The sequence below is a fragment of the Methanosarcina sp. Kolksee genome (genome assembly GCF_000969945.1).
GTDB lineage: Archaea > Halobacteriota > Methanosarcinia > Methanosarcinales > Methanosarcinaceae > Methanosarcina > Methanosarcina vacuolata.
The window spans coordinates 3,033,217-3,047,911 of sequence record NZ_CP009524.1 but is presented as its reverse complement, the minus strand read 5'-3'; the positions used below and the strand labels follow the sequence as shown (position 1 = coordinate 3,047,911).

Sequence of the window (14,695 nt, the reverse complement as noted above, 5' to 3'; positions counted from 1 at the left end):
CCTTTCAAAAACTCATTTTCAGAAGCTATCCGGGTCGGAGAGCAGATCTGAAGGTTCATAGAGCTTTCTTCCTTTTCTGGTAAGGTAGAGGCGTGTCCACAGGACAGCCGTGAGAGGCTGCAGAATAGCAATTGGAACCAGAGATGTAATTGCTGTAAACAGGATGTTTCCCGTGTCTATAAATTCGTTGACATATCCATTAATTAGAGCTAGTCCGATAGTGATTATCCAGATAAGGAAAACGTCCAGCTTATTACTCTTGAAGAAACGAAAACCTTCACCCAAAGCCTCAAGGGGTCCAAGCTCATCAATCACGAGGGCATAGCTGCTGAGGGAAAGTACGAGATTGAGAAATATAATATAAGCTATCCAGAGAATGAATCCTATGCCTAGCGCCACCATGCCGTTTACCGAGGCTTCCGGATTTTGAATAAACGTATTCAGGTCCCCTATTGCAAAGGCACCGGGCACTATAAATATGATTCCTACAAGCAGAAGCAGGTTAACCAACAGAACTGCAAAGAAAAGTCTGAAGGTGTTTTTTGAACTCGAAGCCAGCATATCAAAGATCCCGGTATCACCTGTTTCAGAGGCCTTTTTTGCCATCCCTATTGCTCCTGCTGTGAAGAAGGACTGCACGAGCAACGCAAACAAGAAAAACACGAAAATCAAAAACAAGGACAAACCGAGGTTCTCAGAAAAACCATTCCATAATATTGAAAAAATTTCCTTGTTGGAAAGGGTTGCAGGATCGATAATACTTCCTGTATTTGAGGTAAAGAGCAAAATGCCCATCAAGCCAAAGAAAAGAACATAAATAACCATATTAATCAGAAAATTAAGGATGAATGGAATACAGATGTTTAAATTTCTAAACCAGCTGTAAAATCCTCTGTTAAGTATTGTCCCAAAATCTTCATACATGTGCTGTAACCTTCCACTTATAAGGGCAGTGCTCCTGCATTTCTCTTGCAAACATACCCTAAGAGATTGCAAAAGTATAGCTGGTATGCAGGCTCACATATACCATTTTTGAATACATATGCAGAAGATAAATATATAATCTCTTATTTTCGGTACAAAGGTGATAGCAGTTGAAGGCCAGAGGAAGGCCATGTGAAAGCCATGTGAAAGCCATGTGAAAGTCAGTTGAATACTATAGTTTATCTGTCTGTTCTCCTGAATGCACATGATATTCTTCGAATAACACGCATACCAATGAAAGTGCTTGCAGATGGCAACATTTTCATGCTAAATATCCTGAATACCCTAAATCTCCTAAATCATCAAATTGGAATCCTACGTGAGTCAACCTCTATTTTTTTAAACTTCCTTTTAGTTAATTTTTTTTCTTTGTCAGGATAATAATTTTTAAGTAATTTATAATATGTTCCAGTTTCCAATTAAAAATCTTATTTTGCGATTTTTTGAGACATATAAATTTATTAAACTCAAATGTGTACGTTATAATATACCTTATATATCAAAAATAATAAAATGATCTTAAATTGGAGATGTAGGAAATGAAAAATCGTTTTATTGCATTATTATTATCACTTTTTATATTTATAACAGGATCTGGAATAGGTGCTGCAGCTAACATAACAGTACACAACGGAGAATCAATACAGGCAGCTGTGGATAATGCAACGCACGGAGATACTATACTTGTAGAACCTGGTATTTATTATGAGAATGTTACTCTCAGTACATACGACATGGTTATTATGTCCCAGTCAGGTAATCCTGAAGACACGACAATTCAAGGAGATGGTTTTTACCTAACAGGTGATGCACAGGAGATAACTATTAAAGGTTTTACCCTAAAAGGTACTGATACTTCTTATGGAATAAATCTCGCTCAGTTCTCTAACTGCGTAATTGAAAAAAATAAAATCCTGAATTATCATACAGGCATTGACACAAATCTGTACTCTACTTTTACTATAAATGATAATGAAATTTCAAATTGTGAGTCCGGAGTTTTTGTTGGGGAATGTTATTACGGTGCCACTGTCAAAAACAACAGGATTTCAAAATGTGGAACAGGAGTCATTGTTGGGGATTCAGGGAATTCACAAATTGAAAATAACACAATTACAGAAAATGATCAGGGTATATCCCTGCTGTACGAAGGTCGCGCTGATATTGCCGGCAATACTATAAGTTTTAACAATAAATGTGGGATTTATGATAAAGCAGATGCTAGTAGCAAAATCTATAACAATTATTTCAATAACACAGTAAATGTAATTTTTGATAACGATTATGGTTACCCTAACGTCTGGAATACTACCAGATCAACAGGGAAAAACATTATAGGTGGCCCCTATATTGCAGGAAACTATTGGGCCAAACCTAATGGGACAGGCTTTTCTCAAACGCATTATGACGAAAACGGAGACGGTATAGCAGAAGAGACAGTCAAACTTAGCGATAGTGAGATAGACTATGCAGCTCTTACAAGGGCGAATTCGTCAACGCCTGAGCTACCTCCTGCATCAAATAACTCAACAACCAATCCTTCCGAAAACGTAACAGAGCCTCCAGAGGAAATTGTAGATAATAATAGCAGCAGTTCTGATGGCGTTTCAGACAACAGTTCAGATAACAGTTCAGATGGCAGTTCAGATGATAATTCAGATGACAGTTCAGATGGCAGTAGTGGAAGCAGCCACAGCAGTGGAAGTAGCGGTGGCGGCGGTGGCTCCCCTGAACCTCAAACTAACGTTGAAGTCAAGGAACTTTCACAGGCACAGGTTTTAAACGGAAAGCCTGTAATGTTTGATTTCGAAAAGAACGCAACCTGTGTTGTATATGTCAGCTTTGATGCAAAGAAGAATGCAGGTAAGATTACAGCTATTGCCGAACAGCTCAAAGGAAAATCCACTCTGGTTTCAGAACTGGACTCGGGTGAGGTATATAAGTACTTCAACCTCTGGATCGGAAACTCAGGATTTGCGACCTCAAAGAACATTGAAAACCCCGAAGTATGTTTCAAGGTTGAAAAGTCCTGGCTGCAGGATAAGAAGACCGACCAGAATTCAATCATGCTCAATAGCTACAGTGACAAGAAATGGTCACAACTGCCAGTAACCCTGCTAAAAGAAGACGACCAATACCTGTATTTCACGGCACAACCCCAGGTGTTCTCATTCTTTGCAATAACCGGTAAGGCAACAACAGAGGAAGCCGTAAATATAACACAGGCTGAACCCAATACTGAAAACCTCAGTAATAATACTGGAAACAATACCGGAAATGAAACAACAGGCGCTGAGCAAACTTCTGAACAAGAAGAAAGTAAAGGTATTCCGGGCTTCGAAATGATTTACGGGATAATCGGGCTTACCGGAGTATACCTGCTTAGAAGAAAGTTATAATCTGGAGAGTTTCAAAGTTGCTCTTGATAGGATTGAGTCTCGGCAGGATTGAGGCTCGGCAGGATTAAATCGTGACAGGGTCGAGGATGAAACTGTAGTAGTACTTAAGAGGTGAAGAAATAATTTTAAATTAACATTCACCTCTTATTATTGCTTTTTGAAAGCATAGAAGTAGATATCCTTAAGATTACCATTTTTAAAGCTGTAAAAGAGCCAGAAACTGAGAGAAAAACGTTATTAAGCAAAATGCAGGTGAGGATATGCAAAAGCTGGAAAATTACGAGTGCTCCCACGTTTCTGAAAAACCCTCTGCCGGCAGCGAAACCGAAGAAGTCCTGGTCATAGGCCACTGCCTGCTCAACCCCCTTGCAAGAGTAAAAGGAGTGAAACCAGTCCAGCCTATCGATACGCGGGGCGCAAACGTTATCCAGCTCCCCTGCCCGGAAGCTATGTTTTTCGGAATGAAGCGACGGGAAATTACTAAAGACCAGCTTGACCATCCTGCCTACAGGCGGTTTTGCAGAGAAATCTTTACCCATTTTGCAGACCTGCTCGAAGACCTTGCAGTCGGCGGCATAAAAATAAAAATCCTCGGCGTCCTGAAAAGCCCTTCATGCGGCGTGGAAATTACCAGTGTTGGCGGAGAACCAGGCAAAGTCAAGGAATTTCACCACAAGCATGCACCGGGGCCCGGAGTGTTTATGGAAGAAATTATAAAAGAGCTTGAGAAGAGGAATGTAAAGTTTGAGATAGAGGATTCGGGAAAGTAAAGAAAGGTAGAGGATGCCAGAACGTAAAGAAAGGTTGAGGATGCCAGAATGTAAAGAAATCAGGTAAAAATCATTGGTTCCTGATTAACTGTTCATGATTAACTATTTGATTTATTTAAGGGTTAAAAGAAGGAATCTTCATGTTTCTTTCTGTGGATGGGTTTTTACAGGTGTCCACAATGGATTTTATTCATTTGTTTCCCCTATATTTTGTATTTTTTTGCGGGAAAGGCCGCTCTCCTGCGTCGAGCGGGACAAGAACGGTTCAGGATAGAAAATATGGCTATACTGGTCAGAGTTTGAGATTTTGAACTGATAGTCTTTTTTTCAAAAATATTGACTAACAAAAAGAACAATGTTTAAAAGTTCTGCACAAAAAAGATTCATTTTCTACTTAATTCTACCAGAACCTTCTACCAGAAACGCCGGAGAAAATCAGTTCTTATAGCCCCAGGCTCTCACCGGTCGTTGCAAGCGACCGGCCTTTTCCTAAATAAGAATATAGACAAAAAAGTGAAAAACTGAAAGTGTCATTTTTGAGACTTATCTGACTTTATTTTCCATATGACAGAGGATTGGATTCCTTTTTTGATTAGAATTTCTGCCTTTTCCTTTTGAAAAAAAGGTTAATTGCTTCGTTGAAATCAACTCCACATCCTGCCACGCTGGGTTTCAACATAATAACTTTATTTAGTTTTTTAGATAAAGTTACCTCATTATCAGACTCATCAGCTATTTTCTTTAAAAATTTAAAGATCTCCTCAAGTTTTTCGTCTTCGTTATTCTTCTTCAGAATGTTAAGAATTTCTTCCAACAATTCCTCTTGTTTACTCAAGTTGTTGACTGTTCCGAGCAAATCACTCACACGATATTTCTTTTTTGATCCTTCAGGTACAAATAAATCAATGCCCATTTCTTCCAGATTAACTAAGTGTTCGTAACTTACAGCTATCTCGGGTTCATCAGGAAGGGGAATTTTTTCGATAGCTTTTAACTTTTCAAAACTCCGGTTAATTTCCCGCAAATTGAATAGTATGCTTGAAAAATAGTCTCGTTTCTGACCTCCATTTACGTTAATATAGATTCTCTTTGCTTCATTATCAGATCTGATCACAGCACAGGAATTAAATTGTTTGTTTTTGAGAACTACACCTGTTCTCCACTGCAAATCATCTTCTATATCCCTGTGCATCTTCACTATAAAGCGAGGCATAATTGAGCGTGGAAGGAAATCATATTCAATAAAAAACTTCAGGGATTCATTCGAATCAAAGTCAAAATTTGGCTCAGGAACTGCCAACAGGTCAGGAAGGAGCACAGTTTCTTCGTCAATTGAATAGCATAATTCGAATTTTTTCATCAAATTGATGATGTAACCATAACGTTCAGGAGGATAATAGTAGTCGCCTTCTTTCTTCTGCTCTAAAATTTCATCTAGCATACTTAATCGAAGAACTCCCTTCTTCTTAGCTAGAATCTCCGAATTTATGATCTTATAAACGCCTTCAGTAATCCACTTCGGCTCAAGCACATGTGTATCGAGCAGTGAGATGTCTTTAAAATGTACAATTACTCCAAGATTATTAAGAAAATCAACAAGCGTGTTTTGAGATGACTTATCGCTCACATTTTCTTCCAGACATATATTTCGATATTCTTCATAAGTAATAAAATTGCAACTCATTTTTTCTAATTTTGTCTTCACCTCGAACCAGCTTTTAGCCCATTCTATCTGCATATGTTCAACTTTCAAAAGTTCTTTTTTTAATTTACGGGAAAATCCTTCAATTCCTCTATCTTCTTTACAAGAAATTCTGAAGAAACCTTTTATTGAGGGGTATTTCTCCTGCAAAAACTTCCTATTCAACTCAAAAGAGGGATTTTCATCAATCTTGTTCAAGGCGACCAGTACTGGAGAATCTCCTCCAAAACTCCTTATGTGCTTGAGCCAATACTCGGCTTTTTCATCCCTTCTAGAATCCAGAACAAGAATATAAAGGCTTCTTTTGGAAAGGAAAAATTGATGAGTAGCATGCATTATTTCCTGTCCACCAAAATCCCAAAAATTAACTTTTATTTCCTTATTTTTGTCTTTAAATCCCCATTTTTTGATATTAATTCCTTGAGTCTGATGCTCATTTCCATCAAAACCTTCGCCTAAGAGCCTCTTTAACAGTGAGGTTTTTCCTGCCTCTCCATCTCCTACAAGCAAAACTTTAACTTCATTTAACGGTTTCTTTTCACCTTCCAATGACTTGAAATAATTGATAACTGCTTCACGACCCTGTTTTACAATCTCTATTGGAGGATTTTCAAGAGGATTTCCTTCTAAGAATATTCCTTTTTCTGCCGAATTACTTTCCCACTCAATATCTATACCTAATTCTAAAATTTCTGGCGGCAGCGAAGTCAATTGATTATCAGAGAGGATAAGTGTAGTAAGATTTTTCAGTTCTGTGATTTCCGGAGGCAACGAAGTCAATTTATTACGAGATATGTCAAGTCTAGTAAGATTTTTCAGTTCTGTGATTTCCGGAGGCAACGAAGTCAATTCATTACGAGATATATCAAGTTTAATAAGATTTTTCAGTTCTGTGATTTCCGGAGGCAACGAAGTCAATTGATTCCAAAACATGTAAAGTGTAGTAAGATTTTTCAACTTTGTGATTCCCGGCGGCAGCGAAGTCAATTGATTCCAAGCCATGTTAAGTGTGATAAGATTTTTCAACTCTGCGATTCCAAGAGGTAGCGAAATCAATTGATTCCAAGATATATCTAGTGTATTAAGATTTTTCAACTCTGCGATTCCCAGTGGCAGTGAAGTTAATTGATTTGAAGATATGTTAAGTATAGTAAGATTTTTCAGTTCTGTGATTTCCGACGGCAGTGAAGTTAATTCATTACTAGATATGTTAAGTGTCGTAAGATTTTTCAACTCTGCAATTTCCGACGGCAGTGAAGTTAATCGATTCGAAGATATGTTAAGTGTAATAAGATTTTTGAGTTCTGTGATTTCCGGAGGCAACGAAGTCAAATGATTACTAAATATGTTAAGTGTAATAAGATTTTTGAGTTCTGCGATTTCCGGAGGCATAGAAGTCAATTGATTTCCTGATATGTCAAGTGTAGTAAGATTTTTGAGTTCTGCGATTTCCGGAGGCAGCAAAATCAGTCTTTTGGATGAAAGGTCTAGTGTAGTCGCGTTACTTTCTTTAGCTTTTAAAATCAGATCTTTGATTTCATTCAGTTCCATCTGAAGTCCCTGCCTAAAGAAAAACAATCAAAAGTTCAATAATTCTTTGAAACCGCAATTCCTGATAATATATGCATAAAATGAAAACTGATTCAAAAAATAGAAGTAATTGTCATCTAAATAACTTTCGATTTTAATCGATAGTGTAGAATAGCCGAAAAATGTGGGGTAAAAAACAGAAAGCGATGTTTTGTGAATTTAACGTTCCAAAAATTATTCCGAACGTGTAATCGAATTTGTTATGATTTTTCTTTTTTGCCCGAAAGCTCTATAATACGTTGCATCTCATCAGCAGTATTTATATTCGCAAGAGTCCTCAATTCAGGATCAATTTCCCGAATTTCCGAAACCTCAACAAAAACAACATCCTTCATTTCAAAAACCGGCGTAAGTACCGAACACCTTCCGTTCTCAAAGGCTTTTTCAATTTCAGGAATCATTTTCTTCGAATAGACTGCATGTAGAGGCTCAAATTTTTCATCTTCCCTCTTTGGAAGGGCAGCGTCATGACCATTTGCTTTCTCAAAAAGCAGATCTACAACATTAGAATTTACAAAAGGCATATCCCCCGCGCAGACAAAAGAATATTCTCCTCTGGATTCAAGCAGCCCCGCCCGGATGCCTTCAAGAGGACCGGCATCCTCTAAAGTATCAAAACAGAAACGGATTTCACGGGCAGGGAATTTTTCAAACACAGGTCTGAACTTTTCTTCCTGCTTTTTGTCCCGGAACGAGAGAATAACTTCGTCCACAACCCGAAAAAGGCTTTCCAGCAGGCGCTCAATAATTGTTTTTCCTTCGAATTCGAGCAGGGCTTTTTCAACCGTGCCCATCCGCCTGCCCCTGCCGCCTGCCAGCACAATGGCACTTCTTAATTTCGTTTGTTCTTTTTCGGGCTCGGCTTCTTTAATTTCAGCTCTTATTACTTCTGTTTTTCCGGTTTTTGTTTCTTTAAAGTCTGTTTTTCCGCCCATTGGATCATTTCCGGGTTTCTCTATAATTTCTATTTTCCTTTCTGCTTAGATCTATTTTTTCCTTTAATTTTTAGGATGTTCTCTGTCGTGGACCCAAAATTCTTCTTTTTCCGTAAATTCCTTCTTCCAGATAGGAGCTTCAATTTTCAGGCGTTCAATAGCTTCGCTGAGGGCGGAAAAAAGCTCTCCCCTGTGGGCGGCTGCGACAACAATGTATACTATGTCTTCTCCGGCTTTGATAACGCCTACTTTATGGTGGATAAGGACTTCAAGAATTCCTTCTTTTTGTTTGAGTTCTTCCCGGATCTGGTCAAGGATTTTTGAAGCTTCCGGTTCGTATTTCTCGAATTCGAGCATGGAGGTCCTTTCGTTTCCGGCCAGCTCGCGGACAATGCCGGTAAATGTGCCGATTGCGCCTGCTTTTCGGATGGCAGGATTTTTCCTGGCTTTCTTTATCAGGGCTTCCAGGGTGTACCGGTCAGGCTGCGCAAGGGCTATTCCTACAAGCGAGCCTGTAAGTTCTTCGTGCATATCGATTTCTGCCGGCAGCCTGAAAACGACGTTGGAAACGCCCTGAAGGTCGCCAATTGCAATTTTCGGAAGATTGCTTTCCTTGAACCCTTCTACCACAGCAAAATCAAGCCCCTGGTCGCAAAGCAGGTCAAGCGCGTCCTCAAGGTTCAGGTCTCTGGAAAAACTGACAACCTCAGTGCCTGTTTCTTCTGTGCCTGTTATTCCTATTACCGTGTCAGCCCCGGCATCAAAGTGCCTGCCTGTGTCAGTTTCTGCTGGATTGAGACTCTGCTCACCCATATGTTTTATCGTGCCCACAGTTCCGAACCCGGAAAGATTCCGGACAAGAGCTGAAACTACGGATGTCTTACCCGATTTTTTATACCCGACAACTGAAATGACTTTCATCAAAGAGCGTTATGCACTTTCCGGTATAAGTAAGGGCCGGCATTTTATTCTTATTTTAATTTTTGAAAGTGTTTTGTGAAGATTCAAATATTAAAACTTTGATATTATTTATCAAGAGTTTGACTAACTTGTTTGACTAACTTGTTTGACTAATTTGTTTGACTAACTTGTTTGACTAACTTGTTTGACTAACTTGTTTGACTAACTTAAATTTTGGATTTATAGAGAAATTTTCCGTTAACGGGAAAAGAGGGGGTTGATTATGGAAATAAATAAGGTCAGAATTCACGATATCCCTGAAGAGGAACGCCCAAGAGAGAGGCTTATTCGAAACGGGCCGGAATCGCTTTCGAACGCAGAACTGCTTGGAGTTATCCTGAGGACAGGGTCAAATAAAGAGAATGTTGTCAGTCTGTCCAGCCGAATATTTTCAGAATACAGCATCAAGCAGCTTAGTCTTGCAAATGTTTCAAGGCTTATGAAGGTTCATGGGGTAGGAAAGGCAAAAGCTGCCCAGATAGCTGCGGTTTTCGAACTTGCCCGCCGGCTTGAGACTTTTGTGGATGAGCCAAAAAGAAAAGTTTGCTCGCCAAAGGATGTATATACACTCATGTATCCTAAAATGCGCGAACAAAAAAAAGAAAAATTTATAACACTTTGCCTTGATACAAAAAATCAGATCCTGAAAGAAGAAGTCATATCTATCGGCAGCTTGAATGCGAGTATTGTTCATCCGCGTGAAGTTTTCAAGTCCGCCCTTATGGAATCATCAGCATCGGTAATCATGGTACATAATCATCCTTCAGGGGACCCAAGTCCTAGCCGAGAAGACATAATGGTTACTGAGAAAATGGTAGAAGGAGGAAAACTCCTTGGAATTGACGTGCTTGATCATATTATTATCGGGGAAGGGAGATACATAAGCCTCAAAGATGAAGGCTTTGTAAGATGAAGCGACTTAACGACCTGAACTCTGAATGTAGAAACTCTCAATATAGAAGAGTTTAATGTAGAGAATTCAATAGGGAACTCTCAATGCAAAAACTCTCAAATGAAATAACAAGTTGAGACATAAGAAAAAAGTAGCTGAAAAAAGCATATGAAAAAGCAGATGAAAAAACAGCTGAAAAAGTAGCTGAAAAAGTGGTTGAAAAAAAATAGTTGAATAAAAGTAGTTGAAGACTATGAAAGTTATAGGCATTAACGGAAGCCCACGAAAAGACGGCAATACTGCAATCCTGATTCAAACCGTATTTGAGGAATTGACAAAAGAGGGCATTGAAACCGAACTCATTCAACTCTCTGAAAAAAACATAGGAGGATGCAAAGCTTGTTGGGCTTGCCATAAAAACAAAAATAAGCAATGTGTCATTAAGGATGATTTTTTTAACGAGTGTTTTGCAAAAATGCTTGCTTCAGATGGAATTATTCTAGGGTCCCCGGTATATTCAGCTGGTGTGACTTCTCAAATGAAAGCCTTAATAGACAGAGCGAGTATTGTACTTGCAGGAAATCGAGGGCTTCTCAAGCATAAAGTAGGAGCCTCAGTTGTAGCTGCTCGCAGGGGCGGTGCTATAAGTGCCTTTGATACCCTGAACAATTTTCTACATAGCAAAGAAATGTTTCTTGTAGGGTCGAGTTACTGGAATATGGCTTACGGAAACGCTATTGGAGAAGTAGAACAGGATCAGGAAGGCATTGACAATATGAAAAACCTTGGCCAAAATATGGCGTGGATATTGAAAAAAATCCATAATAGTTGAGCGTAATTGATCGTTTCAAATGGATTAAAATAAGGTTTCAAGGTCTCCTTTAAATTTCTCCTTTAAATTTCCCCTTTAAATTTCCTGGACAAAAATAGCAAGTAAACCTACCGATAGAAAGATAAATATTTATTTTATAACGGTTAGCTCATATCGAGCGCGAGTGATTTATTAAATTAGAACCTGTGGATTTCTATTATCAGGGTCTATAGTCAAATATCAGAATTAAGTTGTTTATACGCAGTTTATCGTCCGGCCAAGTCGGTACTATCGAATTTCACCTTATCGAATTTACTAAGATTACGATATCTATATATATCTTAAGAGACGGGCATTTCGATTAAACAAATTTCCCTCCCAGTTTCTTATTCCCTTAAAAAGGAGGTTTTCTGAATTACAAAACATATAAACGCCTGTGCACTGGACAGCAGGGATATTGAGGAAGTAATCCTGGATGACCCTTATACTGTGCCTTATAGAGGCATTTATGCTATCTGTGACGCAGCAAATGAGTATGCAGAGATAATTGAGCACTCCAATTGTTATAGTGGGGCCTGCTGGTCCCTTTACCATTATGCAAAAGCGCCCCTTGTCCTGAAAGCCCGTTCGACTGGAAATATGATCCGTTATTTCATGAAAACCGGAACCTCAAACCTGGAACTCAAACCTTCCGTCGCGGCTGCAGGTATCGAATCAGTGATCGTGAAAGGGGATGAGGTGGAGATCACCTATGCCGGGTTAGGAGGCGGAGGTGTTGGCGCAACCCGTTGCAGGGCATTTGCAGACGGAATTCTTCGTTATAAAATATCCGAATCAGGAGGCGAAAAATGCGCAAGGGGGACAATTGTAATCCCGCGCAGGGACCGTGTCCTAATAGGCATAGACGACACGGACTCAAAAGACGTAGGAGCCACCTGGACCCTGACCCACAATATTGCAAAGAAACTGGACTGCCATGAAGCTGTTTATCTTTCTCATTCTCTTGTCCAGCTTTTCCCGGTTCCGGAAAAAACCCAGAACTGCATGTCTACAGTGCTCGAATTCGGCTGTGTGAATGAAAAAGCGAAATCAAGGCTGATTGATACCTTCAAAAAAGCGCTTAAGAAATACACAGCTTCATCCCAAACCGGACTGGTTGTCCTTTCGGATTTCTATGCAAAAGGATTATATAAATACAGCAACCGCTGTCGGACTGAAAGGATCCTGAAAGCTGAGGCTTTGCAGTGCGCCAGAGAAAACGGTGTGGAAGTTCTGCTTGACGGCAACGGAGTAATAGGTGCACTTGCCTCTCTCCCCTGGTTCGGAAGACCTGATGAGTCCATAATTCCGGGTACTGAAATCAAGCCTCTTGCCATCGAGAAACTTAAAAACAACGTTTAAGAAACCTAAGAAAACAGGATAAAAAACCAAGGACGCCGAAATAGAAACCTCAAACCGGATTAAAATTGCTTGAACACTAATTTAAATGGAACTTTAAATGGAATTTTATATGGAACTTTATATGGAACTCAAGTCTCAACCCGGATTTTACGAAACTTTAAATTCGGCGTCTTCTGAATTCCGCAGCGTGGGATCAGTTTGAAAGAAAAAAAAGAAGCACCAGAATACACAGGGTTTGAAGCCCTTTACCTTGCAGCCCTTGACAGTAATGTCAGCTTCGTAATCGGTGTCCCCGGGTATCCTGTTACTTCCCTTATGGAACTTTTTTTAAGAAAAACCGCGGAAAAAGAACTTTTAAAAGCCTCGGAAGAAAAAACTCTGGATCTTGAGGAGGCAGCAGCTTTCAAGACAATGCGAGATGCCTCTAAAATACCGGATTATAGTGCCAGATGGCTAACAAATGAGAAGGTTGCCCTTGAAACCGCTCTAGGAGCTTCAGTTTCTGGCAGAAGGGCGCTTGTGCTTGTAAAGCATGTGGGGATGAACCTGCTTTCAGACCCTCTTATAACCTCGGTCACCCACACCATAGGAGCCGGCCTTGTCATAATTGCAGGAGATGATCCAGGTGCAAAGGGTTCTCAGAATGAACAGGATTCTCGCTGGTATGGCCGGATAGCAGAGATAGCAGTATTTGACCCGGCTTCGCCAGATATGGCATACAGGGCATTGAGGCGGGCTTACGAGCTTTCGGAAGAGACCAGGACGCCTGTTCTTCTGAGGGTCACTGCAGGGCTGGAAAAAACTAAAGGAAAAATAAACCGCCTTCAGAAGTCTTCCTCTCCTCATCCTGAATTTGACCGTTCAATCTGGAAAAACCGAATGGTAGAAAAACACAGGCTTTTTCACTCCAGAACCTACCCTCTGCTGGAAGCGGAAGCTGAAAACACCGACCTAAATGAAATAAGGAAAAGGACAGCAAAAAATGCAGGAGACGGATCAGGTTCTGGGCATGGATATCTGGGGATCATTTCCTCAGGTTTCATGTCCTCGGTTGTGGAAGAATTACTGAAAAAGCAGAATGAGTTTCATGCTGAGGTTTCTCACCCTGAGATTTCTCACCTGTCCCTCGGCCTTGTAAACCCTCTTCCCCTCGAAAAGATAAAGGCTTTTCTGAATAGCAATCAGAAGATACTCGTTGTAGAAGAGTCCGAGCCTTTTATAGAGGAACAGATCCGGATTACAGGCAAGGTTTATGGGAAAAAGACAGGACATCTTCCATACGGGCAGGTCAAAATTGAAAATCTTGAATTTGCCCTTGAGCATATCGAAGAAGAGATCTTAAAACCTGCCGATACTACTTCTCTCGAAGCGAAAAAGAAAAGCAGAGTTGGGATCTGCAATGACTGTGCGTATCTTCCCCTTTACCGCTATCTCAGCACGCTTGACGTGCGGGTTGCCGGCGATATGGGCTGTTCCGTCCGGAGTGCACCCGAACCCCTTGCGGCAGTTGATGTGAGTTTTGCTCTTGGCTCGGCAATCTCGGTTGCATGTGGCTTTGAGAAAAAAGGCATAGCCGTTATCGGAGATTTCGCTCTGGCGCATTCGGGTATTCTCGGGCTCCTGAGCGCCGCGGCTACAGGTTGCAATGTGCTTGTGCTTGTACTCCAGAATGAGGTTGCAGCCATGACCGGAGGGCAGGCCGTTCCCGATCTCAGGAAAGTGGTTGAAGCAGTAACTCCTGACGTTTCAGTCTTTGATATCGATGCCAGTGAAGAGAAAGCAGTGGATAGAGCTTCAACAGAAAAAGTGACTGATAAAGCTGGTAATGGGACAGAATCAGGGAACGAAATCGAAAAGACGATCTTGAATACCAAACTTTCGGAACTGATCCTGGCAAAACTTGCGCTTCCCGGGCTTTCTGTAATATTTATAAAAGGGAAGTGCAGGAAGTATTGTTCTGGAGTACTTTGTTAATTTCTATAAGTAGGGAGATCCAAAAAGTTGTGAGGCAGGACAACAACTGAAAACCGTAAGCATAAGAATGGTTCTTGAAAAGAATTGCTCTTAAACAGAATGGTTCTTGAAAAAGAAAGGTTCTTGAAAAGAATGGCTCTTAAACAGAACGGTTCTTGAAAAAGAAAGGTTCTTGAAAAAATGATTCTCAAACAAGGTAAAAAGTGTTTGTCAGATTTGATAGATAAAACACTATCTAAAATATATCGTTCTTCTCTTTTTTGGCTCGTTGTTTATT

Annotated in this window: 11 protein-coding genes; 7 read left to right on the top strand and 4 right to left on the bottom strand. The window is 40.1% G+C overall.

Annotated elements, in window-relative coordinates; all coding sequences use genetic code 11:
* Nucleotides 1–18 precede the first annotated feature (18 nt).
* Nucleotides 19–606: a hypothetical protein gene (locus MSKOL_RS21135; RefSeq protein WP_231592225.1), complete on the bottom strand. Its 588-nt coding sequence runs from the start codon at nucleotides 604–606 to the stop codon at nucleotides 19–21.
* Nucleotides 607–622: 16 nt separating this feature from the next.
* Between MSKOL_RS21135 and MSKOL_RS21130 the strand changes: the two genes are divergently transcribed.
* The 3 genes from MSKOL_RS21130 to MSKOL_RS12570 all read left to right on the top strand — a co-directional run bounded on the left by MSKOL_RS21130 (nucleotide 623) and on the right by MSKOL_RS12570 (nucleotide 4,153).
* Nucleotides 623–817 (top strand): hypothetical protein, encoded by a 195-nt coding sequence (locus MSKOL_RS21130; RefSeq protein WP_229396899.1) that lies wholly within the window; start codon nucleotides 623–625, stop codon nucleotides 815–817.
* 706 nt (nucleotides 818–1,523) lie between these two features.
* Nucleotides 1,524–3,383 carry a PGF-pre-PGF domain-containing protein gene (locus tag MSKOL_RS21125; RefSeq protein ID WP_052725467.1) on the top strand — a complete coding sequence of 620 codons (1,860 nt, stop codon included), beginning with the start codon at nucleotides 1,524–1,526 and terminating at the stop codon, nucleotides 3,381–3,383.
* A gap of 260 nt (nucleotides 3,384–3,643) precedes the next feature.
* Nucleotides 3,644–4,153: a DUF523 domain-containing protein gene (locus MSKOL_RS12570; RefSeq protein WP_048156738.1), complete on the top strand. Its 510-nt coding sequence runs from the start codon at nucleotides 3,644–3,646 to the stop codon at nucleotides 4,151–4,153.
* A 592-nt stretch (nucleotides 4,154–4,745) separates the two neighbouring features.
* Here the strand turns inward: MSKOL_RS12570 and MSKOL_RS12565 are convergent.
* From MSKOL_RS12565 to MSKOL_RS12555, 3 genes are all read right to left on the bottom strand, one after another.
* A complete protein-coding gene (locus tag MSKOL_RS12565) occupies nucleotides 4,746–7,406 on the bottom strand; it encodes a COR domain-containing protein (RefSeq protein WP_052725465.1) in 2,661 nt (886 codons plus the stop codon).
* A gap of 239 nt (nucleotides 7,407–7,645) precedes the next feature.
* Nucleotides 7,646–8,380: a molybdenum cofactor guanylyltransferase gene (locus tag MSKOL_RS12560; RefSeq protein ID WP_082091130.1), complete on the bottom strand. Its 735-nt coding sequence runs from the start codon at nucleotides 8,378–8,380 to the stop codon at nucleotides 7,646–7,648.
* A gap of 63 nt (nucleotides 8,381–8,443) precedes the next feature.
* Entirely contained in the window at nucleotides 8,444–9,301 is an 858-nt protein-coding gene (locus tag MSKOL_RS12555) for a molybdopterin synthase (RefSeq protein WP_048156735.1), read from the bottom strand.
* 262 nt (nucleotides 9,302–9,563) lie between these two features.
* Between MSKOL_RS12555 and radC the strand changes: the two genes are divergently transcribed.
* The 4 genes from radC to MSKOL_RS12535 all read left to right on the top strand — a co-directional run bounded on the left by radC (nucleotide 9,564) and on the right by MSKOL_RS12535 (nucleotide 14,418).
* Nucleotides 9,564–10,253, top strand: a complete 690-nt coding sequence (radC, locus tag MSKOL_RS12550) for a DNA repair protein RadC (RefSeq protein WP_048121390.1) — start codon at nucleotides 9,564–9,566, stop codon at nucleotides 10,251–10,253.
* A 232-nt stretch (nucleotides 10,254–10,485) separates the two neighbouring features.
* Entirely contained in the window at nucleotides 10,486–11,064 is a 579-nt protein-coding gene (locus MSKOL_RS12545; protein ID WP_048156727.1) for a flavodoxin family protein, read from the top strand.
* A 468-nt stretch (nucleotides 11,065–11,532) separates the two neighbouring features.
* On the top strand, nucleotides 11,533–12,444 hold the full coding sequence (gene mmp11, locus MSKOL_RS12540; RefSeq protein ID WP_231592224.1) for a methanogenesis marker protein 11: 912 nt from the start codon (nucleotides 11,533–11,535) through the stop codon (nucleotides 12,442–12,444).
* 198 nt (nucleotides 12,445–12,642) lie between these two features.
* Nucleotides 12,643–14,418: an indolepyruvate ferredoxin oxidoreductase subunit alpha gene (locus MSKOL_RS12535; protein WP_048156720.1), complete on the top strand. Its 1,776-nt coding sequence runs from the start codon at nucleotides 12,643–12,645 to the stop codon at nucleotides 14,416–14,418.
* Nucleotides 14,419–14,695: the final 277 nt, after the last annotated feature.

Bases quoted from the DNA above. Each gene is read 5' to 3' on its own strand.
- radC (WP_048121390.1), top strand. From the start codon at position 9,564: ATGGAAATAAATAAGGTCAGAATTCACGATATCCCTGAAGAGGAACGC.
- MSKOL_RS12565 (WP_052725465.1), bottom strand. From the start codon at position 7,406: ATGGAACTGAATGAAATCAAAGATCTGATTTTAAAAGCTAAAGAAAGT.
- MSKOL_RS21135 (WP_231592225.1), bottom strand. From the start codon at position 606: ATGGCAAAAAAGGCCTCTGAAACAGGTGATACCGGGATCTTTGATATG.
- MSKOL_RS12560 (WP_082091130.1), bottom strand. From the start codon at position 8,380: ATGGGCGGAAAAACAGACTTTAAAGAAACAAAAACCGGAAAAACAGAA.
- MSKOL_RS12570 (WP_048156738.1), top strand. From the start codon at position 3,644: ATGCAAAAGCTGGAAAATTACGAGTGCTCCCACGTTTCTGAAAAACCC.
- MSKOL_RS12555 (WP_048156735.1), bottom strand. From the start codon at position 9,301: ATGAAAGTCATTTCAGTTGTCGGGTATAAAAAATCGGGTAAGACATCC.
- MSKOL_RS12545 (WP_048156727.1), top strand. From the start codon at position 10,486: ATGAAAGTTATAGGCATTAACGGAAGCCCACGAAAAGACGGCAATACT.
- MSKOL_RS21125 (WP_052725467.1), top strand. From the start codon at position 1,524: ATGAAAAATCGTTTTATTGCATTATTATTATCACTTTTTATATTTATA.